Raw genomic sequence first — 20,727 nt, 5'->3', positions numbered from 1 at the left:
GGCCTGCTACTCCGTTTGTTGCTACACTTCGCTTCCAATTTCAGATTTATCGTACTTTTGCCCCGCAATAGCATACGACATATGAAAGTTGAAGATATAGAAGGATTTTTCAAGAGTTTACAAGACGATATCTGTCAGGCGATTGAAGCCGCCGACGGAGGCAGCCAGTTCCAGGAAGACTTATGGGAACACCATTCAGGCGGTGGTGGCAGGACGCGACTGATCCAGAATGGTGGCGTTATTGAAAAGGGTGGCGTTAATTTTTCGAGTGTCAAAGGAGAAGTTCATCCGCGGCTCAGGCAACAAATGAACCTCAATGAAGACGATGAGTATCACTTTACTGCAACCGGCGTGTCCATTGTTATGCACCCGCATAACCCGCACGTGCCCATTATACATATGAATGTGCGGTATTTTGAGCTGAGTAACGGGACCTGCTGGTTTGGCGGCGGTATCGACCTCACGCCCCATTATGTGAATGAGGAAGATGCGTCTAAGTTTCATCGGCGTTTGAAATCCGCCTGCAACAAGCACCACACTGACTTTTATCCAAAGTTCAAGCAATGGGCGGATGATTATTTCTACATTCCGCACCGCAATGAGACGCGCGGAGTCGGAGGAGTATTCTTTGATTATCTCAAACCAAACGAACCGGGCAATGGTGAAAATCTTTCGAAAGAGGCACTTTTCGCATTTGTAAAAGAAATCGGTGAAACCTTCGCGCCTGTGTACACATCATTTATGCGCAAACACAGGGATGATGTTTTTACAGAAAAGGAGAAACAATGGCAATTCCTACGCCGCGGACGTTACGTGGAGTTCAATCTGGTGTGGGACCGGGGTACCAAGTTCGGTTTGGAAACCAATGGACGCACGGAATCCATTCTGATGAGCTTACCGCCTCAGGCTAACTGGGAATACAATTTTCAACCGGAAGAAGGATCGGCAGAGGCTAAAACATTAAACCTGCTCCGAAAAGGAATAGTCTGGTAGCTCCCAAACGGCATCTGGCTGGTAGTACAGGTGCCCGTTTTCAATGTACAGCGGGGATTCGAAATTATTGGTATAAAGCTGCCCGGTACCCAGGCCCTGCGGCAACGCATTTTGAAATGTAGCCGTGTACTGCGCGATCGCATTAAGACCTATATTGGATTCCAGCGCCGAAGTAATCCACCAGTCAATTTTCAGACGATTAGCGATCTCGATCCATTCGCTGGTGTGGCCGAAGCCGCCAAGTAATGTAGGTTTGAGAATGATAAATGGCGGCATCAGTTTTTTCAGCAGGGCAAATTTCCCCCGGTAATCGAAAACACCGATCAATTCTTCGTCCAAGGCAACCGCTACGGGAGACACTCCACACAATTCGGCCATTAAGTCATGCTGGCCTGCTTTGACGGGCTGCTCGATCGAATGCAGATCAAACTTTGCGAGCGCATTGAGCCTGCTATGAACGTTTTCAGGAGTAAATGCCCCGTTTGCGTCCACTCTTAATGTAATGGAGTCTTTGTCAAACCGGCTGCGAACTGTTTCCAGTATCCTGCATTCCTTATCAAAATCGATCGCACCCACCTTCATTTTTAAGGTGGTGAAGCCCTGGCTTAGCTTTTCCTCCACCTGTTCCAGCATGTTATCGTAGGAACCCATCCAGATCAGGCCATTCATCAAAATCCCGGTATGACCTTTGGAAAAAGCAGACTTAAACGGAGTTCTCCGCCCGCCATTCATAAAGTCCAGCAGGGCAGTTTCAATGCCGCATCTGGCCGATGGCAAATGCTGGGGTACCAGCTGGTCGAGAATGATGCCTAAGTTGAATGGGAAAACGTCGAGGTCCAGATCATTGAATGTCTCACAAACATCAGCCAGTTGTGCTTCAAAATCAGGAAGATCGTCGACACTGAGGCCTGGCAGCGGCCCACATTCGCCGTAACCTTCCACACCTGGTTTTTCTGTATCGGTAATTTTGATCAGCCAGGAAGTTTTTTGTGTAAGAACCCCGCGTGAGGTACCCGCTTGCTTGCGAAAATGCAGCGTATAGGGCTTATACACAATTTTTAGAGGCATGATTTTGCGGTGTCAGATTTTTTCGGGGCACAATATTAGACAAAAAATACGTAATTATGCACCAGGTATGGAAGAACATCAATGGATAAAAACAGCATTAACACCATTCTCGTGGGTCTACGGTTTTATCACGACTCTCCGGAATCTGTTCTATGATATTGGCCTTTTTTCTTCCACCAAAGTTCCTCAATTTGTCATTTCAACAGGCAACTTAACAGTCGGAGGGACGGGCAAAACTCCTGTTGTTGAATACCTTACCAACCTGCTTTCATCCGCAACACCTCTTGCCATTCTGAGCCGGGGCTATGGCCGCGAGACCAGGGGTTTTATCCAGGCTGACGCCGATGCTACGGCCGCTACCATCGGTGATGAGCCACTTCAATATTTTACAAAATTTGGGAAGAAAGTAACCGTCGCCGTTTGCGAAAACCGAGTGAAAGGAGCTTTGGAGATCAATCGTACACATCCTGAAAGCAGGCTTCTGTTACTCGACGACGCCTACCAGCACCGCGCCATTCGGAGGGATATCAACCTGTTGCTGAATGATTACAACCGCCCGTTTTATAACGATCTTCCTTTTCCGGCTGGCAGGTTACGGGAAACGCGGAAAGGCGCCAACCGGGCCGACGCAGTTATTGTTACCAAATGTCCTCCATCGATTGATGGAAATCAAAGAGCTCAGATCCGTGGTGAGATCTTAAAATATGCAAAACCGGAAACCCCGGTATTTTTTGCCTTTACCGACTACGCCGGGCCGCTAAACTACGAAGGGAGGCCTGTTTCGTTAAAGAATGTTAAAATGGTGGCTGGTATCGCTAATCCGGCCCCTTTCGCTGCATATCTCGAAGGCAGGTTTGACGTTGTAGATAAAATGATCTTTCCGGATCATCATAATTACAGTGAGAGTGACCTGCAAGGCCTGATTAAGTACCTAAAAAACGATACTTTTGTGGTCACAACCGAAAAAGATATGGTCAAACTAAAACCATTGGTTGAGAAATCAGGTTACGCTGAGCGGTTTGCCTATATCCCAGTTGCCGTCAATTTCGGGGATGATACGCTGCCATTCAGCCAATGGATTACCAAACAAATTGATGACCGTCTTTAAAGCGGCAGAACGACAGTTTCCTCTATGAGAATTGCTTTTTATACCATACTGTGTCTTTTATGCAGCTTCATTTTAATCGTGCCAAAGGCCACGGCCCAGGTCAGGTTACCGGGAGGTGTCCAGATGCCTGGCGGCGGTGGTGGTGGATCGAGAGGCGGCGGTGGCGCACAGGGAGGCGGAGCTATTCTGGACGACAGTACCAAGCAGATCTACGGGCCGCAGACTACATTACATTTCTTTGAAAACGATATCCTGAACAACCGTGATTCTGTTCGCTATCGGGTAGATACGAACCTCATCAACTTTCACCGGTGGACACCACTCGATCGCTCCTGGGGAAAACTGGTGGACCTCGGCAACACTGTAACAGCCACACGCAACCTTTTTTTTCAGCCCCGCGAAGACATTGGTACCCAGATCGGCCTCCGCGCCTATGACGCTTATGCGATCAAACAGGACGAAGTACAATACTACGACACGCACTCGCAGCATACCGAGCTGGACTTTATTTCTGGAGGAAAAAAGACATCGCTCGGCAGATTTGCTTACACTCAAAACGTGCATTCCCGCTTTAATTTTGGTCTCCGGGCACAAAGGCTTACTTCCAATAAACAATATGGATTTGTCAATACCCTGAACTCGGGGGCATTACTGGGGCAGAACTGGACACTATTAATGCACACCAGCTTTTTTTCCAAAAACAAAAAATACCTGATCCTCGCACATTACCGGCACATGAACCAGAAAGTGCGAGAACAAGGCGGCGTGATCCCGAATGTCGGGGCGGATGGTGTGGTGGAAAAGTACTCATACGATGGCGCGGCACGGATCAGCGATGATGCCAATTCGTGGGAACGACGCCATGTTTTCCACATTTACCAGCAGTATCGGCTTGCCAATGGATTCCAGGTATTCCAGCAGGCGGATTACCAAAGCGTGATCGACCGCTATACCGACAAGGATATTTCACGGGGGTTGGAAAAAGAGGTATACCCGGCTCCCCGCTTCGATTCCACATTGACACGGCAGGATATTTATTACAAACTGTTTGATAACAAGGTCGGGATCAAGGGATTTTATTCCGGGTTCAATTACAGGGCATATCTCCGGCAACGATTCTATGGTATGCGTGCGGTCGGCCAGGGCGGAAACGAAACCGGCGACGCCTTCATAACGTATCGCACCGGATTGAAATTCGACAATATTGCTGGTGCGTGGCTGGGTTATTATCTCAAAGATTCCAGCAACTATCTCACCGCCGAGGCCGATCTCAATCTGGCCAAAAATGTTGAATACAAACTGAAAGCCGAACTGAACACGCATTGGGGGAAAGCCGGTTTTCAGAGCATTCAAACAGCGCCCGACCTGATGGTGCAGCGCTACCTCAGCAATCATTTTGCATGGAGAAATAACTTTGACCCTACGAAAATTCAAACGATATATGCTTCGCTTCGGCTCAAAACCAAGAAAATTGACTTTGTTCCGGAAATACAGATCCATCAGATTAACGACTACATTTATTACGATACCGTTGCAGTCCCACGTCAGCTCAATTCCGGCTTCCGGTTGCTGCGTGTTGGTTTTAACTCAGCGATACATTTGAAGCGATGGAATTTTACGGCCATGAGCTTCCTGACATTGAATGATAACAAAGATGTACTGCGCGTGCCGACCTTGTTTGCCAGCGGTGAGATCAGCTACGACTTTATTTATGCCAAAGTATTGTACATTCAGCTGGGGCTGGCGGCCAGATACCGCTCCTCTTACCTCGCCGATGCGTATATGCCTGTTACACAACAGTTTCATTTGCAAAATGATCAAAAACTGGGACAGAATATGGTAGTGGATGGATTCGCGACGATCCGTATCAAGCGGGTACGGTTGTTTTTCAAAATGTCCTATCTGAATATGGGCGGGCAGTTCGGGCTTTTTCCAAAAGGCTATTACATCACACCCAACTATCTCGGGCTGGCCAGGGCCTTTTCATTTGGCGTCAACTGGCCGATGTTTGACTAATATTTTAGCATATGGCTACACCACTAACTACCCTGGGATTAGAATTACCGACAGATCCCCGCTGGACTGACGTTGCTGCCATGCAGATTGGCGACATCCTGATCGATCATGCATATTGCGAACAAAAAGCGGCTTCCAGCTGCATTTCCCTGATCGTACATTATCCTGAAAAAGCAGATTTGGTAGAAACCCTCACGCCGATAGTTGCCGAGGAATGGGGCCATTTTCAACGGGTACTGAAAGAATTGAAGAAAAGAAACATTCCTTTGGGCCGGCAGCGGAAGGATGAATATGTAGGCCAGCTCATGCAGCTTGTGAGAAACAAAGGCGACTACGAACAGGCACTGCTGGATCGGCTGCTGATATGTGGCCTGATCGAAGCCAGAAGTTGTGAGCGCTTCAAATTACTTTCAGAATCGCTGGAAGACGAATCGCTTCAAAAATTTTACCGCGAACTGATGATCTCCGAGGCGGGCCACTACCGCACTTTTATCGAACTTGCAGAAACTTACCTGCCCGAACATGAAGTAAGGAAAAGGTGGAAGGAATTGCTGCATACGGAGGCAGAGATCATGAAATCACTGACGCCACGCGGCGATCGTATCCACTAACTCACTCAGAGAACTATTCACAGCATATGCAATCCTTTCTGAATCTCGTTGCAAAACGTATTTTAAGTAACCACACCTCGCTGGAAAGGATCCATATCATTGTCCCTACGCGCCGCGCAGCCTTTTTCCTCATGCAGGAACTGGCCCGGGAAACGACCGAACCCATGATGAGCCCCGTCGTAATGGCTGTCGATGACTTTGTCGAAAGCATTTGCACATTGGAAATTGAAGATCCGGTGCATTTACTGTTTGATCTGTACGAAACTTTCAGGGAAATAGACCCTGACGTTCAGTTTGAAAGGTTCATGGGCTGGGCGTCTGTTTTGCTCAGCGACCTGGATAAAATCGATCAGTACCTGGTTAAAACGGACTATCTCTTCGACTATTTATCGGAGGCGCATGCGATCACACGCTGGCAGGAAAGTTTGCCTTCCGGGAAAACATTGCAAAGCGAGGGCGGCTCCAAACAGTATTTCTCGTTATTTGAAAATATCAAAAAAGTCTATCTGTCATTCAGAAACAGGCTTTCAGAAAAAGGAATGGCGTACCGCGGAATGGCATACCGTGAAATCGCAGAAGACGAAGGACAGCTACTTTCGAAAAAAACGGATTTCGAAAAACTGTATTTTGCCGGTTTCAATGCATTTACAGAATCTGAAAGGATCATTGTGAGCTCATTGATCAAAGCAAAAAAAGCGGAGGTACTATGGGATTCGGACAGCTACTATATGTCTGAAAACACAGGTGTGGAAGCTGGAAAAAGCCTTCGTGACTACCAGAAAAGCAAAGTATTCGGTGAATGGAACTGGACGACGGACCATTTGATGCAAACCGCAAAGGACCTGACCATTTACGGCGTGCCTAATGCAACCCTGCAAACCAAAGTAGCCGGGCAGCTTTACCGGCAAATGCGGGAGCAGGATGATCCAGAAAACCCGATCCCGACCGCCATTGTACTGGCAGATGAAAACCTGCTGCTGCCGATGCTGTACTCGCTCGACGAGGATGTGCGCGACCTGAATGTGACCATGGGGCTTTCCATGCGTAACTCGCTGCTTTATACATTGGTGGACAGTATTTTTGAGCTGCAGCAGAATGTGGTCGAATTCCGGAGCAAAAGTGGCAAACTGATCAGGATACCAAAGTTTGGCCATAAATCGATCAACAAAATCCTGAACCATCCCTTTATCCGGCATTACGAACACGTGGCACTTACACCGCTGAGCGACGGGCAGACGATCATTCAGAAAACGGTACGGGCCATTACGGAAGACAACCAGGTGTTCCTCAGTTCCGAGGATTTATTGGGGCTTAGTGAGAACCATCCATTATTCAGGATACTGTTTACACATTGGCAAAGAAACAATTCCAAACAGGTTATACAGTCGTTTTACCAGTTGATTGAGTTGCTGCGGGAGGTTTATAAAGATTACAAAAACGCGCTGGAAACGGAGTATCTGTATCTTTTTTACACGCTCCTCAAACAATTTGAACAAACCATTGAAGAGAAATCCGAGCTGATCACGTTACGGACACTTCGCTCATTCATGTTTGAACTGATCCGGCAAACCCGCATTCCATTCAGCGGCGAACCTGTCAGTAATTTGCAAATTATGGGAATGCTGGAAACCCGCGCCCTTGATTTTGAACGGATCATTATATTATCGTTGAATGAAGGAATGCTGCCGTCGGCCAAACGTCAGAACTCACTGATCCCTTTCGACGCTGCCCAGGCAGTAGGGTTACCTACTCACCAGCATCAGGAAGCGGTGATGTCCTACCATTTTTACAGACTTTTACAGCGTGCGTCAGAGGTACATATGCTCTACACGAGCACCAATGATGCGCCGGGTGGCGGGGAAAAGAGCCGTTTTATCAGGCAGGTGGAATACGAGCTGTCCCAATACAATCCGCAGATCAAAATTGAAAACAAGACCGTCGTATTTGAAGGCAGGCAGCAGGAGGAGCTGGAAGAAGTAGTGCACAAAGACGAAGCTATGATCGCTGCAATTCGCCATTACCTAGCCAGTAAGGGCATATTCCCCACCCATCTCAATGAATTCATCCGCTGCTCCATGCAGTTTTATCTCAAACACATTGTGGGGGTAAAAGAAAAGGAAGAAGTGGAAGAAGAGCTGGGAATGGACAAGATCGGTACGTGGCTGCACGCTTCGCTGGAAAGGCTGGACAAAGAGTTTTTCCTGAACTCGACCGATCCTTCCGAAGATCAGATCAAAGGCGTTTTAAGGGAGGAGTTCGACCGTTTATTCAGGGGGTACGTGACGGATATGGGGCTGAACAGGATCTACTACCAGATCGGGGAGCAACAGATCCTGGTTTTCCTACGGCACCAGATGAGCCAGCAGCCGAGAAGGCAGATCCTGGCGGCAGAGCAGCCATTAACTACCAAAATCGAACTGGTACTGCAGGGTTCCTACACGCCCGTGAAGATTGGCGGGAAAATCGACCGCATTGAACAGGCCGAAGACGGAACGCTGTATGTCATGGATTACAAAACCGGCAGCGTAGAACTGACCGGAAAACAAAAACTGGCCGATCCGCAAAAACGGGAAGATGTGATCCGCAACGACGCTGACCGAAAGATGGGCTACGTGCGGCAACTCTGGATGTACGAGTACCTTATGTACCGCAAGATGCTGGACGAAAAAGGGCTGAGACTAAAAGGCCAGGTTTACAATTTTGGTGACTTTGCCGTAAAATCAGGGTTCTACTCTTTTCGTGACCCCAAAAACCTGATATCCAATCCACTGGAACTTACCGAAGAACTGGCGCCGGGTGATTTTATCAAGAAATCAGAGATTATCCTGACCGATATCCTCAATGTAATGGTTGACGCAGATGTGCCATTCCGCAAAACCGATGACCTGAATACTTGCCAGTATTGCGACTTTACAGGTATCTGCGGACGTTGACGCAAACCTTGAAAAAATAACATACAAACATTGCAACCAAACATTCATAAAAGTAATCTTTCTAATAAAAAATAGGAAGCAATGATCGTTCTGGCAAAATTAACCCTCTTTACTCTCTGGCTCGCGGCCTTTTTTATTACGTGTCTGGTTATGGGAATCGTGTTCCCGCTGATAACCATTTTTGAAAGGCTCCAAACGATGTTCGAAGACGGTTCGGTCGCCTAAAACCATTTACAACCAGAAGATACCGAGAATACCTTGGATCAAATAATCTCCAACGGGTCTTCGGCGACCTCCTGAAAGTACATCGAACCCGCTGTTGCTAGTAACGTTACCTTTTTCATTTCAGCTTTTGACGCTTTTCAGAGCTTCACCGATCTTGTCAGTTCCTTCAAATTATGGTGCTCACCAAGGTGCCTGAGACAAAGCCATTTGATTCGACTGCTGATGATGAATTCACCGACCAGATTCAATAAAACATTTCAAATATGAGAAAATTTTACATTTCCTTCGCGCTCATGTTGTTTGCCCGCCTGGCTGTGGCGCAACATGTAAAACCATGTAAGCCCTGCGAGGAGTTGAAAAAGCTTCAGCTTCCGGATGTTACGATAGTAGTCGCTGAGGCCAATGCCGGGGATACGATCAGCAATCGGGATGAGCCGTGGCGTGGAACTGTGGTTATAAAAAAGCCTTTCTGTCGCATATTGGGCAGGATAAGCAAGGAAATCAATTTTGAGCTCTTGCTGCCGGAGGAAAGTAACACACGTTTTCTGATGTCGGGCGGAGGTGGTTTTGTTGGCACTATCCAAAATGATTTCCAAAGGAAAGTGGATGAGGGATTTGCAACGGCCGGAACTGACACAGGTCACCAAGGTGGCGAGGATGCAAAATGGGCTTATAACAACATGGAGCGACAACTCAATTTTGGGCGGCTTGCCATACATCGTACGGCCGTGGTATCGAAAGCCATTATGCAAAATTATTATTGTGCCGCGGCTTCCAAATCCTATTTTGTGGGTTGTTCACGTGGGGGTGGACAGGCGATGGTTGAGGCCCAATATTATCCAGAGGATTTTGACGGGATCGTGGCTGGTGCACCAGCATTTGCATGGCCGGCTATTGCTGCGAAATTTCTACAGCACAGCCAATACAATTATCCGGATCCAAAAAAACTCAGCCCGGTCGTCACAAAAGATAATCTCAAACTTTTACAGAAGGAAGTTCTTCGACAATGTGACCAGCTGGACGGGTCGGTGGATGGGATCATAAACAACCCAGGTAAATGCAAGTTGGATTTTTCCAAATTGCCGCTGTGCGCCAACGAAAAGCCCGGCAGCGTATGTTTTACAAAAGCTCAGATGGCAGCGATCAGGGCGATTTATAGTCCGTTGGTTGCAAATGGCAAACAAATTTACCCAGGTTTTCCCTTTGGTGGAGAAGCCGAGGATAATTCCTGGGACCCGTGGATTACCGCGCCAATTTCCTCCGCGCAAAAAGAACCCAGCCTGCATCATATGTTTTCCACAAACATTTTCAAATATCTCATTTTCAATGATTCCACTTTTAGTTATTCGAACTACAACTTCAAAAATTTTACCACGGAAACTGCATATGCCTCATCCTATCTGGATGCCACCAATACCGATTATAGCGAGTTCAAAAAACGCAACGGTAAGATCATCTTTTTCCATGGATGGAATGATGCTGCGCTCTCCGCCAACGCCACCATTGAGCATTACAACGGAATATTAAAAAGCGACAAGGATGCGGAATCTTATGCAAGGTTGTTTCTCCTTCCGGGCGTTCTGCACTGCGGAGGGGGGCCAGGCTGTGATAATGTAGACTGGGTCAGCCTGATCATCGATTGGGTAGAAAAATCGAAAGCGCCAGATCAGATCGTTGCATCGAAAGAGGCTGGGGGTAAGACTATCACGAAGCATATTTTTCCCTATCCCAAAGAATAGGAGTACTTTAATTGGGACGTCGCGGCTGCTTTTTTTAAGTGTATCAATGATATCACGCATGTCTTCGATTATAGACGAAACTGCGCCATGTCAGGAGTGATCCATTAGATTGGCAGTTGGGGCATCTCCCCAAAACTTGATAAGTCGGATCGTTAGCATCTTTTATAATTTATTTAATATGCTGTAAATCAAGTATTTATATATATTTATTGTCTGTGAAAAGGAACTTTTGAACTAATAAAATGCTTGTTATGAGCAGCATTATCATTGTTACGAATCAATATGGCAGACAAACTTATTCAGGATATACCACTTTCCATTCTTGATCTTGCGCCGATCACGGAGGGAAGTAATGCAGCTAATACATTCAAAAACAGTCTTCGCCTCGCGCAGCGGGTCGAGGAACTTGGTTATAATCGATACTGGCTTGCGGAGCATCACAATATGGCCAGCGTGGCTAGCTCGGCGACCTCGGTACTGATCGGTTACATTGCAGGCGGCACGAATACCATCCGTGTGGGCAGCGGAGGCATTATGTTGCCCAATCACGCGCCGCTGGTCGTCGCCGAACAGTTCGGTACGCTTGCGTCACTCTATCCCGGCCGTATTGACCTCGGACTGGGGCGTGCACCCGGAACAGACCAGATTACAGCCCGTGCGCTCAGGCGCAACTACATGGAATCTGCCCAGGATTTTCCAGACGATGTGATGGCATTGCAAACCTATTTTTCAGCAGAGAACAGCAGCTCCAAAGTACGTGCCGTTCCCGGCGAAGGGCTGGATATACCGATCTGGATACTGGGTTCGAGTACCGACAGTGCGCGGCTGGCCGCGCACCTGGGATTACCGTACGCATTTGCCAGTCATTTCGCCCCCACTCAGTTTATGACCGCCATAGATCTTTACCGCCGGAATTTCAGGCCCTCGCAATACCTTAGGGAGCCATATGTGATGGCCTGTGTGAATGTGATCGCGGCAGATACTACAGGGGAAGCAGAACGGCTTGCAACCTCGTTTTACCAACTGGCTACGGGAATTATTACCGGCAAACGTCGACCATTACAGCCGCCCGTTGATAGTATGGATGGACTTTGGGGAGATTATGAGGAAGCCGCGGTGAGAGAAATGATGAAATACACATTCATCGGCGACAGAAAAAGAATCGGCAGCGATCTGGCTTATTTTCAACGACATGCGCAGCTCGATGAGTTGATGGTTACCAGCCACATCTACGATCCTGAGGCTCGGATTCATAGTTATGAAGTTTTGAAAAGCGTGCAGAATACAAGTGTGCTTCTATGAAGTTTGACTTGTCGCGATTGGGGCCAAATGACACTTCGCCATTCTGATTCTTTTTGTAAATGGCAATGCAGCCGACGTCAAAGCTTTTGTCAAAATGAGGCTCTGTGCCGGATAGTTCGAGAGGTACCTGCTTGGTGGTGTTGAAGAAATAAACGGTGGTTGTTCCGTACTTCGTGTACGGCATCAGATCGCCATATTTCTTCATCTCCTCCATGATAGGTTCCTCAACGGAGACGGCATAGATCCTTGTTATAGGGCCGGTGTTGTTTTTGTTGCGATAAACGGCCACTTCTTTGAAGTTGCCTTTCAGGTCACCTGCTTTTGGCAAAGTAGCGGAATCGTACACGATATAACCAATGATCAAAACTGCAAAGAGTAGCAGGAGTAGCTTTTTATTCATGATCAAAAGTAATCGAAATGTGAGCGATAGTTGGTCGTTTTGCTTATTGTGCAGTCAGTAATGCTATTGTCATTGCTCGTTTAAAAAAATCTGAAAATTCTTCTCTCCTATATTTTGTCCGCATAGCTCTTAAGACGTCCAATGTACCAAGTGCGCCCCATTCCCAAAGCATTGTATCAAAGTTGTATTTAAGCATTTGAGTTTTAATCTCTGTTCTTAGTGATTTCACCTGGTGAGCTGTCAGACCATATTTTTCTAAGTGCTTCGTCAACCTTTGATCTGTTTCGGTTGTGTATTCTGTGTCCAAAAATGGTTCAAGAATCCATTCCCAAATCATTGGCCGCTCAACTGTCCTAATGTTATTGTTACTGGCAAATTCTTCAAGTTCTGCTTTCTTTTCGGCCGTTAAGAAGATTAGTTCTCCTTCAACTCTGAATGTCGGCGGACAAGATTTAAAGTCTATATCATCAATTTGGTTTGCTGTGAATTTCGTTTGTCTAAATGCAAGTGAAGGCTCAAATGGATAATTTTCTATTTTCAGGAAGTCGCTACCAATTGTTAGTTCTCCTGTAGAAACAAATAATTCTTTCACTTCTGGTTTTGACTTGAAAAGTTGCTTGATAAATCTCATTTTTTGTTTCTCAAATCTTTAAAGCCTTACCTCTAACTTACCAGTTGACTCAATTTTTTTACGAACTATATACATAAGCGCATTTACATTCTAGCCACTCAATCCGTCACACTCAACTTCAAATTCCTAGCCGAACCCTCTCTAACAATCGGCGTCAAAGTGGAAAGCCTTATATCACTCGCATTATTTTCAATACGTAAAATGTAGGTTTTTGTCGTGCCACATTTGTCAGCAAGTTGTTCTTGTGTCAAACCTTGTTTCTTGCGTAGGTCCTGAATCATCGCCCCCAATTTGAAAGCTTCGAATTCTTCTTCGTATTGCTCTCTCTGCCGTTCCTCGTTTTCCATATTGGTCCTCCAAATGTCCGGAAAAGATCGTCATTTTTAATTTAGAGTCTCGTCGCCCTTTTTAAGCCAGTTTAACATACTGATTTTCCAATGTCACGTTGAAATGGATATCCGCTTTCAACGCCTTGAAAACCTTCAAGATCGTGTCAATGGTTGCGCTATTTGTGCTGCTTTCTAGTTTGGATATTTGAGATTTTTGAACGCCAACAAGCTGTCCCAACTGCTCTTGTGTCAAATTGCGCTCTTGTCGTGCCGTTTTTATCATTCGCCCCAAAACATCCATACGAAGTTCATATTCGTATTCATCTCGTTCAGTTGAACCAACCTGTCCGATGTATTTATCTTTCATTTCGGAAAGTGAGTATGATTTGATTGCTTTCGTTGCCATTTTTTATTTATTTTCGAAGTACTTTGCTCTAATTTTTACTGCTCGCTCGATTTCATTTTTAGGAACTTTGTCTACCTTTTTAATAAAACCGTGTGTCGCGATAACTAATGTCTCTGCGCCGTCAGTTTTGTCCCAAAATGCAAGAAGTCTAATTTGAAACCCCGCGTATTTTGTTCGAAATTCCCAAATGTCATTTTGTAGTTTTTTTAAAAGCGTCGGATCATTGGTTTGTTCGGCCAAGTCAATATTGTAGAAAACTTTCCTTGCAGATTTGGGATCAAGTCCGGCAATGAATTTGTCGGCTTCTTCTAAAAACCTCGTCTGAAAATAGTGCATGTGTCTTTTTCAGACAAAAATGCTAAAAGTTTCCAAATATTGCAACATTATCGAACGGAAGTTTTCGTTAATAGGTTGCTTTGTAAAGTGCACGGCAGGAAGTCTTCTTCACATTCCGCCCCTGCGTTTCAAACGCCAAGACGGTATACGAACGTAGTACATCACCAGGTAACGAAGTTTTGAGCTTTATTGATCTGCCGATGTAAGCAAATGAAATCTGAAATTACGACACGAAGAACCTCATTCCCGGCGAGCAGGAAGAAGATATGATTATAGCCGATGCAATGTTAAGAATCGGGTAGTTGATTAATGAAAAATGATTGATCAGGCAGCGTCAACCAAGGTTTCACTTCCGATTTCCTTAAATGACACAACACGTACATCCGTATGCCCGGGATAAAATTCTTGATACGATTGTATTAATTCGCTCTCTGAATGCGTGAGGTTTGATTCAAAATTATACGAATTGTTGATAATTTCCCCATTCGACAAAGCAGACATGGTAAGTACGTATTTTGGCATAACTAATTGGTAAATACTGTTTTAGTGTTTATCTGAGATTATGATTCACCAGCAAACCCTGGTAATCACCAGCATATACGCTAAAACCTTGCCAAAAGATGTGGGGATGTTTGACGGCGCACCTTGCCGTATTTCATATTCTTATAGCTGCCGAGATTAGATCGTGATGACGTCCCGATCCTGGAAGAGATAACTGATTTGGATTAAGAAGGTGACAAAGGCCAATCCAGAAGAACTGACCCTTGTCTTAACGTTGAGTATACAGAACAATGTAGTAATAGTTTCATAACCAGATAAGTAATCATTGAAATAGTTGAAATTTTTATTGAAATATACCTATTGAAGTTATTTAACGGTTACATATTCACAAAAAAGCCGCTCCGGGAAACCGGAGCGGCTTTTTTGCATATTAAATATACCACTAATCTGCGCGCAGTCTTTCGATTGGATTTGCAGTGGCGGCATGGTATACTTTTGAGCCTATGATTAGACAGCAACAGATTACAACAGCTAAGAATGTTCCAATGTAGGGCGCAGGGCCGGCATCAGGATGATATTTGAAGATCACCTGGAAAATAAACTTGCTGGTAAACAGGTAACCCAAAATAGAACCAATCACAAATGCAACCAAAAGGATATGCACAAAGCGACGATTGACAGACCCGATTATCTGCAATACTGAGGCGCCGAGTACCTTACGCATCCCAATTTCTTTACTTCGTTTATCTATGTTGAGTGAAATTTGGGCAAACAAACCCGAGGCTGAAAGCAACAGGGTAACTACGGCCAGAAAAAACGCTATCGACTTGAAGCCTTGTGTCATGCGCAACTCTTTTTCGATCAGGTCTGATTGTAGAAAACCCCGGTAAGGAACATTGGGAGCCACTTTGTGCCAGGCTGTCTGCAGGTAAGCCGCAACCTGGGATAATTTTCCTTTGTTCGTCCGGACGACCATATACTTGTACTCACCGGGCTTGGCCATACGGAGTACGCATGGAGGAACCAGGTCATGTAAGCCATACTCCTTGAAGTCGCTTACGACACCAACAATCGTATATTTTGCACTGTCCAGAGTAACTTGCTGACCTATTGGCTGATTCAATCCCGACCGTTCTACAAAGGTCTGATTGACGATGATGGACGCATCAACATCACTTTCACCATCATGAAATTGACGTCCTTGAACCAACTGAATCCCCATAGTATTGAGGTAATCATGCCCGCCCACGTGCGCGACCTGCGCTTGTAATTCGCCACTCGGAGTTTTTGCGGTTAATGTGTACGTTCCGTCTCCGATCTGCTGAGCAGTTCCTGCTACACTTTTGATATCAGAATGGGATTGAACGGTCTGGCTTAAAGCGCTGTACTCCTGTGGATTGTTGAGTTCTACCACCGCAACCTCATTGAGCGCATAGCCATAGTCGGCCTTTTGTTGGAATGTTGCATTCTGAGTCATGACAATACCAACTACCAATGCGAAACATGATAAGCTAAATTGCGCAAGTAGTAAAAAGCGTGTAAAACGGTTGGAGGAGCCAAGGGTAGTTTTTCCTTTGAGGATACGAACCGGCTGGAACGAACTAACATAAACTGCCGGATACAGACCGGAACAGATTGCACTAACAGCCGGTACCAGTATCAAAAACAACCAAAAACCATAATCTTTTGTCAGGTCCGGTGATAGGTCTATGCCAGTGAGTTCAACCATCGTTGGCGTCAGCAGATTGATGAAAAATAACCCCAATGTCGATGCCAGAATGCAGAGAATAATGTTCTCGGTTAAGAATTGCCAGATTAATTCGCTTCTAAGTCCTCCGATTACCTTGCGTACACCTATCTCTTTTAACCGTCCGCTGGCAAAGGCAATGGAGACATTTGTGAAATTAAAGCAGGTGATAATCAAAATAAATATGGACATGATCGCCGGGACAATCACAAGAACGCCACGGGGATTGGAAGTTAACGCGCTGCCATGTACATATCCCGGCATGTCAATATCCGAGCTGGTCGCCAACTCCGAAAATGGCTGGAGCGAAAAGCTTTCCAATGCCCAGTCGGCACGATTGCTATTGTGTGGCGCTACGTAGGGTTTGAGATTGGATATTACAAAAGGTGTAGCCTGCTCATTTTTCAACTGCACAAATGTGGTAATGAGCGCAGGATTAGCCCAGTCGTCTGGCGATGTTTGTTCCTGATGTAAGCCGTTCTCAAATGAAGTAATAATGTCAAATTGAATACTTGAATTGTCAGGAATCTTTTGAGTTACAGCCGCAACGGTATAGACCCTATTTTCCCCTTTGGAATCAACAATGGTCAGTGACTGTCCGACGGACATCTGCTTGGGAAAGTATTTTTCTGCTAAATCTTCACTGATTATTATCTGGTTAGCTTTGTCAAAACCCGACAGGTTTCCAAATTTCAAGGGAAATGTAAAAAAATCGAATAACGCTCTGTCAGTGTAGTAAATACGCTCGTCGATCGTATTCTCTTTGTGTTTTACAATGACAGCGGCACTGCTGAGCCGGGCAATCCGGTCGGCACCGGCCGGATCTTTTTGCATGGCCATGGCCAACGGCAGGGGAACCACACCCCAGGTCTGCTTCGTACTTTCCACCAGTCGCTCGCTGTTCAGTCTGTAGATACCCTTGGTATGGACGTGGTTTTGATCGAACTTCGCTCTGTAATTGTAGTTAAGGTAAGCCAGAATGCAGCAGGCAATTGCAAAACCCAGTCCTACAACATTGAGGACCACATAAATCTTATTGCGCCAAAGGACACGGAAAGCAATCTTAAAGTAATTGAAGAGCATAGGCTAATATAAAATGAAAGAAGTACAGGACGTTCGTTCGGGAATCACAATTATTATACCGCTTACGCAAATGTAGCTTCTGATGAGTGTGAAGCACATTTCTTCCCATTATTTGTACGGATATGAACACCATTGTCCGGTTTTAAGCCTCATTCACGATGCGCAATTTCAAGCGCTTTTTCCAGTTGCACGTCTTTTTCCGCTAGCATGTCTAAAATGGAAGGGATCACAGCATAGTCGGGAATAATGCCGCGTCCAGGTTCGGTACCTGGCTTCACGGCATTGGAATATCTGACCGTGGGAACCGCGAGCCGGATACCCGAATGCGGCAAATTGACCCTAACCGTTCCACCCGAATTGTTGCCCTCATAGCTACCACCGGTTTCTTCACCGACGAAGACGCCTCTTGCATTGCTTCGTACAATGGCACAAAAGTCTGCGGCGGTGGAGAATGTCCGGCCGTCGGTCAGTACATAAACTTTTTTCTTGAAATTGATATTTGCCGGTTGCTGAATGGCTAGTCCGGGATGATCGTCGGAGGTCATTAATGGTTTCGACTTCGATTGAAGTACTGAAAAGTATCGGAATGTTTCATTGGTCAGGTAGGAGTAAAGCAATGCTCCATAAATATCGTCGCCACCACCATTTCCACGCAAATCGATTACCAAATGCCGAATTTCCCGTTGTTCGAGCTGATTAAAAATACTATCCAGAAAGACCGGGAAGTCTTGGCCTGCATTTGAAATCCGATCCTTGCTGAATGTGCGGATCGTCAGTAAAGCACGGGTATTGTCGCTGAGGCTGAATTCGAGTGGTTTGGTATTGTTACCTGTTTTATAGGCGGGACATTGTGTGTTTTCAAACTTTGTGGCCAGCAATGTAATGTCCCGAACCTGCCCATCAGACATTGCCAATCTGGTTCTGAAATGGATTTTTTCACCATAGACGAAATTGTACAGAAACTGGAACGCATCATTGTTCAAAGTGGCATTTTTCTTGGTCTGAATTTTGCCATCCGAAGGCAGGTAGGAGAACAGCTTTTGACGTATCTGCTCAATGGGTTCGCCGTCTATCGACAAGATTTCCGATCCTACTGGGGCATTCGCCTCTTTACTGCATAGTACGAATGCCCTACCGCCGGCAAACCATAATTTTAGTGGAAACATAGCCACTGAGCTTGCATACTGTTCCATGAGCTCGCCCGGCAAACTGCCGCTGGTATGACCGCATTCAATGGCGCTGACTGCAAAACGGATCAGGTTGCCAAATGCAATCAGGTTCATCGGCGCAACGATACTTTTCTGGCAACTGTCCAATAACCGGTCGATGGATTCACGTGGCCGGTAGCGATACAAATCCGGGTGATTTTCTGTTAACGTCGAGCGGAATGTTTGAAAGTCCTCCCTAAGCTGAGATGTTTGCAGCAAACGGCGGAAATTTGGCTCGGACGTTTGCTGCGCTAATGTATTTGTAAAAACCAAAAGCATTAGAAAAAGGGCAATAGAAATCCTGCCCCATTGAATGGGTGTTTTTGCGTTAATCATGATGGGTTTGATTTATGAAATCTAGTGAACGGATTTTTTTAGAAAAAGGTAATAACCCAGAAACCCGCCAGACAAACAGAATGCTATGACAGCCAACGCACCCCAGATCGGCAACTGGGCAACAGCGACAATAGTAAAACCACAGGCGAGACCCAGAAAAATGGCAAGCCATTTAATGCAAGTCCGTAAAAGGTCTTGCTGATCACGATGTAACAAAAGCGACGCCAGTTCCTGGGTAACGCCCGATTCAACGACTTTCTCTTTGAGACGGTAATCGAGGTACCGCTTGACTAGTTCTAACAGAAAGGCTAGTATGACTGCAATGATCAGTACCGTGACTGCGAGCGCAATCTGGTCCCGGTCAATGTGCATGCTACCCTGCGTTTGAGCATTAGCCAGCGTCGGAAATAATGCGGTGGACAGTATCAATAATATCTTTTTCATAGTCGTAAGCCAGTTTTTTAATTAGACCGCCCCGCGGAGGTTTTGTTGCAATGTTCCCGAAACATGAAGCTTGCTGAGTTTATGGCTATGCTCCCGCCAAAGGTCAGCCGTCAGAAAAATAAAGAGGAGCCCGCATATCAAGACAATGGCGTAGGTGGTCACCCCGTGATTCGACAGCATTCCATTCAGTAGCTCTGCATTTAAGTAGTAAAAAGTGAAGATGCATGTCAGTATGCTTGCTATCGCAATCGACCCTAAGATCAATGCTGGGGAGCGACTGGGTTTTTGTACCGGAAGCTTCGCTAATACTGCTGGCACCAGTTCAAAATCGAATACCGGTTCCGGGGTCGCTGCGATGACTATCGCCATTTCGCGGTACAATGCAGCCTGACCCGAGCAATGGGCACATTGATCAATATGCTTAGTCAGGCCCGTGTCCAACATTGCCTCCCCCAATGCATATTGCTGGATCTCAATGTCTGATAAATGTTCGTTTTCTTTCATAAACCTTTATTATAAATTATTTCCAGCCGCTCTCTTAACATTTTCCTCGCACGGAAAAGATAGTTTTTGACTGTCCCTTCTGGTAGGTTGACGATCTGGCCGATCTCTGAATAGCTCAGTTCCTCGTAATGGTAAAGCGTAATGAGCAGTTTGTATATTTCAGGTAGCTTATCCAATTCCACTTGCAGCATCGTGTTAAATTCAGCACTGATCAGCTTTTCTTCCATATCGTTCTGATCGACATGCTCCTGCGCATTTCCCGTTTCATCATCAGCCTGCATGTTTTCAAGATCTTTGAATGTCCGCGACTGGTGTTTTTCCAAATGGTTGATACACGTATTATAAGCAATCCTGGCGATCCAGGTCGAGAGCTTAGCCTGAAACCGGAAGCTGTCCAGCTTTTGGAAAACTTTCAGGTAAATGTCCTGGGCAATGTCCCGCCTTTCCTCCCGGTTTGAAATCATTTTGAAAACAATCTGCGCGACCAGCCCTTCCGTCTGCTTCATGATCATACCGAAGGCCCTGGTGTTGCCACTCAGTACCTTTTCGACGATGATGCGGTCTGCTGACCTGTGGTGTTCGTTCTGATCCATTATTACTGATTGGACAGCGGTTAGATCAAAAAGTTGCAAAAACAGACAGGTTACTGAACGGTGAATTCCAATAGGCGGTTTTCATAGCCACATTCCCAATGCCCGCACCCACCAGCACGTTCCTGATGTAATGCCGGTTGATGGCCATACGGAGACATCCCGGCGGATGAGGCGACGGTCCAGGAGGCATAAGGGATCTGCGGACAGCGGTCTT

18 protein-coding genes are annotated in these 20,727 nt (G+C 46.0%); 7 read left to right on the top strand and 11 right to left on the bottom strand.

Features of this window, described 5'->3' with window-relative positions; genetic code table 11:
• Positions 1-81: 81 nt before the first annotated feature.
• Complete coding sequence (gene hemF, locus ON006_RS16060) at positions 82-993, top strand: oxygen-dependent coproporphyrinogen oxidase (protein WP_244822904.1); 912 nt, start codon at positions 82-84, stop codon at positions 991-993.
• Here the strand turns inward: hemF and ON006_RS16055 are convergent.
• The gene (locus ON006_RS16055) at positions 961-2,061 is read right to left on the bottom strand and encodes an o-succinylbenzoate synthase (protein WP_244822905.1); all 1,101 of its coding nucleotides are present in this window, start codon (positions 2,059-2,061) and stop codon (positions 961-963) included. The genes hemF and ON006_RS16055 overlap by 33 nt on opposite strands.
• A gap of 67 nt (positions 2,062-2,128) precedes the next feature.
• Here ON006_RS16055 and lpxK point away from each other — a divergent pair, with 67 nt between their 5' ends.
• The 6 genes from lpxK (at position 2,129) to ON006_RS16025 (ending at position 11,995) form a co-directional block, all read left to right on the top strand.
• Entirely contained in the window at positions 2,129-3,169 is a 1,041-nt protein-coding gene (gene lpxK, locus ON006_RS16050) for a tetraacyldisaccharide 4'-kinase (RefSeq protein WP_244822906.1), read from the top strand.
• A gap of 78 nt (positions 3,170-3,247) precedes the next feature.
• Positions 3,248-5,185 (top strand): putative porin, encoded by a 1,938-nt coding sequence (locus ON006_RS16045; RefSeq protein ID WP_244822907.1) that lies wholly within the window; start codon positions 3,248-3,250, stop codon positions 5,183-5,185.
• An 11-nt stretch (positions 5,186-5,196) separates the two neighbouring features.
• Entirely contained in the window at positions 5,197-5,796 is a 600-nt protein-coding gene (locus ON006_RS16040; RefSeq protein ID WP_244822908.1) for a MiaE family protein, read from the top strand.
• A gap of 26 nt (positions 5,797-5,822) precedes the next feature.
• Positions 5,823-8,729, top strand: a complete 2,907-nt coding sequence (locus tag ON006_RS16035; RefSeq protein ID WP_244822909.1) for a PD-(D/E)XK nuclease family protein — start codon at positions 5,823-5,825, stop codon at positions 8,727-8,729.
• A 488-nt stretch (positions 8,730-9,217) separates the two neighbouring features.
• The gene (locus ON006_RS16030; RefSeq protein WP_244822910.1) at positions 9,218-10,693 is read left to right on the top strand and encodes a tannase/feruloyl esterase family alpha/beta hydrolase; all 1,476 of its coding nucleotides are present in this window, start codon (positions 9,218-9,220) and stop codon (positions 10,691-10,693) included.
• A gap of 282 nt (positions 10,694-10,975) precedes the next feature.
• Entirely contained in the window at positions 10,976-11,995 is a 1,020-nt protein-coding gene (locus ON006_RS16025) for an LLM class flavin-dependent oxidoreductase (RefSeq protein WP_244822911.1), read from the top strand.
• Here ON006_RS16025 and ON006_RS16020 read toward each other — a convergent pair.
• The 10 genes from ON006_RS16020 to ON006_RS15975 form a co-directional block, all read right to left on the bottom strand.
• A complete protein-coding gene (locus tag ON006_RS16020; RefSeq protein WP_244822912.1) occupies positions 11,910-12,395 on the bottom strand; it encodes a hypothetical protein in 486 nt (161 codons plus the stop codon). The genes ON006_RS16025 and ON006_RS16020 overlap by 86 nt on opposite strands.
• 43 nt (positions 12,396-12,438) lie before the next feature.
• Positions 12,439-13,026: a hypothetical protein gene (locus ON006_RS16015; RefSeq protein WP_244822913.1), complete on the bottom strand. Its 588-nt coding sequence runs from the start codon at positions 13,024-13,026 to the stop codon at positions 12,439-12,441.
• 98 nt (positions 13,027-13,124) lie between these two features.
• Entirely contained in the window at positions 13,125-13,373 is a 249-nt protein-coding gene (locus ON006_RS16010; RefSeq protein WP_244822914.1) for a helix-turn-helix domain-containing protein, read from the bottom strand.
• A 61-nt stretch (positions 13,374-13,434) separates the two neighbouring features.
• The gene (locus ON006_RS16005) at positions 13,435-13,761 is read right to left on the bottom strand and encodes a helix-turn-helix domain-containing protein (RefSeq protein WP_244822915.1); all 327 of its coding nucleotides are present in this window, start codon (positions 13,759-13,761) and stop codon (positions 13,435-13,437) included.
• Positions 13,762-13,764: 3 nt separating this feature from the next.
• Positions 13,765-14,097: a type II toxin-antitoxin system RelE/ParE family toxin gene (locus tag ON006_RS16000; RefSeq protein WP_244822916.1), complete on the bottom strand. Its 333-nt coding sequence runs from the start codon at positions 14,095-14,097 to the stop codon at positions 13,765-13,767.
• Between the two features lie 943 nt (positions 14,098-15,040).
• Positions 15,041-17,428: an ABC transporter permease gene (locus tag ON006_RS15995; protein WP_244822918.1), complete on the bottom strand. Its 2,388-nt coding sequence runs from the start codon at positions 17,426-17,428 to the stop codon at positions 15,041-15,043.
• A gap of 149 nt (positions 17,429-17,577) precedes the next feature.
• The gene (locus ON006_RS15990; protein ID WP_244822919.1) at positions 17,578-18,972 is read right to left on the bottom strand and encodes a S41 family peptidase; all 1,395 of its coding nucleotides are present in this window, start codon (positions 18,970-18,972) and stop codon (positions 17,578-17,580) included.
• A 21-nt stretch (positions 18,973-18,993) separates the two neighbouring features.
• The gene (locus ON006_RS15985) at positions 18,994-19,416 is read right to left on the bottom strand and encodes a hypothetical protein (protein ID WP_244822920.1); all 423 of its coding nucleotides are present in this window, start codon (positions 19,414-19,416) and stop codon (positions 18,994-18,996) included.
• Between the two features lie 21 nt (positions 19,417-19,437).
• Entirely contained in the window at positions 19,438-19,920 is a 483-nt protein-coding gene (locus ON006_RS15980; protein WP_244822921.1) for a hypothetical protein, read from the bottom strand.
• On the bottom strand, positions 19,917-20,513 hold the full coding sequence (locus ON006_RS15975; RefSeq protein ID WP_244822922.1) for an RNA polymerase sigma factor: 597 nt from the start codon (positions 20,511-20,513) through the stop codon (positions 19,917-19,919). Before ON006_RS15975 ends, ON006_RS15980 begins: the two co-directional genes overlap by 4 nt.
• Positions 20,514-20,727: the final 214 nt, after the last annotated feature.

This window comes from Dyadobacter pollutisoli (genome assembly GCF_026625565.1).
In the GTDB taxonomy this organism is placed as follows: domain Bacteria; phylum Bacteroidota; class Bacteroidia; order Cytophagales; family Spirosomataceae; genus Dyadobacter; species Dyadobacter pollutisoli.
Note: the sequence above shows the minus strand (reverse complement) of the source record. Positions and strands in the feature narration are given on the sequence as shown.

What these genes read in the sequence shown, in the direction of transcription:
- ON006_RS16000 (WP_244822916.1), bottom strand. Translation starts at nt 14,097, where the DNA reads ATGCACTATTTTCAGACGAGGTTTTTAGAAGAAGCCGACAAATTCATT.
- ON006_RS16030 (WP_244822910.1), top strand. Translation starts at nt 9,218, where the DNA reads ATGAGAAAATTTTACATTTCCTTCGCGCTCATGTTGTTTGCCCGCCTG.
- ON006_RS16020 (WP_244822912.1), bottom strand. Translation starts at nt 12,395, where the DNA reads ATGAATAAAAAGCTACTCCTGCTACTCTTTGCAGTTTTGATCATTGGT.
- ON006_RS15980 (WP_244822921.1), bottom strand. Translation starts at nt 19,920, where the DNA reads ATGAAAGAAAACGAACATTTATCAGACATTGAGATCCAGCAATATGCA.
- ON006_RS16005 (WP_244822915.1), bottom strand. Translation starts at nt 13,761, where the DNA reads ATGGCAACGAAAGCAATCAAATCATACTCACTTTCCGAAATGAAAGAT.
- ON006_RS16040 (WP_244822908.1), top strand. Translation starts at nt 5,197, where the DNA reads ATGGCTACACCACTAACTACCCTGGGATTAGAATTACCGACAGATCCC.
- ON006_RS15985 (WP_244822920.1), bottom strand. Translation starts at nt 19,416, where the DNA reads ATGAAAAAGATATTATTGATACTGTCCACCGCATTATTTCCGACGCTG.
- ON006_RS16015 (WP_244822913.1), bottom strand. Translation starts at nt 13,026, where the DNA reads ATGAGATTTATCAAGCAACTTTTCAAGTCAAAACCAGAAGTGAAAGAA.
- ON006_RS15990 (WP_244822919.1), bottom strand. Translation starts at nt 18,972, where the DNA reads ATGATTAACGCAAAAACACCCATTCAATGGGGCAGGATTTCTATTGCC.
- hemF (WP_244822904.1), top strand. Translation starts at nt 82, where the DNA reads ATGAAAGTTGAAGATATAGAAGGATTTTTCAAGAGTTTACAAGACGAT.
- ON006_RS16025 (WP_244822911.1), top strand. Translation starts at nt 10,976, where the DNA reads ATGGCAGACAAACTTATTCAGGATATACCACTTTCCATTCTTGATCTT.
- ON006_RS15975 (WP_244822922.1), bottom strand. Translation starts at nt 20,513, where the DNA reads ATGGATCAGAACGAACACCACAGGTCAGCAGACCGCATCATCGTCGAA.
- ON006_RS16055 (WP_244822905.1), bottom strand. Translation starts at nt 2,061, where the DNA reads ATGCCTCTAAAAATTGTGTATAAGCCCTATACGCTGCATTTTCGCAAG.
- ON006_RS16035 (WP_244822909.1), top strand. Translation starts at nt 5,823, where the DNA reads ATGCAATCCTTTCTGAATCTCGTTGCAAAACGTATTTTAAGTAACCAC.
- lpxK (WP_244822906.1), top strand. Translation starts at nt 2,129, where the DNA reads ATGGAAGAACATCAATGGATAAAAACAGCATTAACACCATTCTCGTGG.
- ON006_RS16010 (WP_244822914.1), bottom strand. Translation starts at nt 13,373, where the DNA reads ATGGAAAACGAGGAACGGCAGAGAGAGCAATACGAAGAAGAATTCGAA.
- ON006_RS15995 (WP_244822918.1), bottom strand. Translation starts at nt 17,428, where the DNA reads ATGCTCTTCAATTACTTTAAGATTGCTTTCCGTGTCCTTTGGCGCAAT.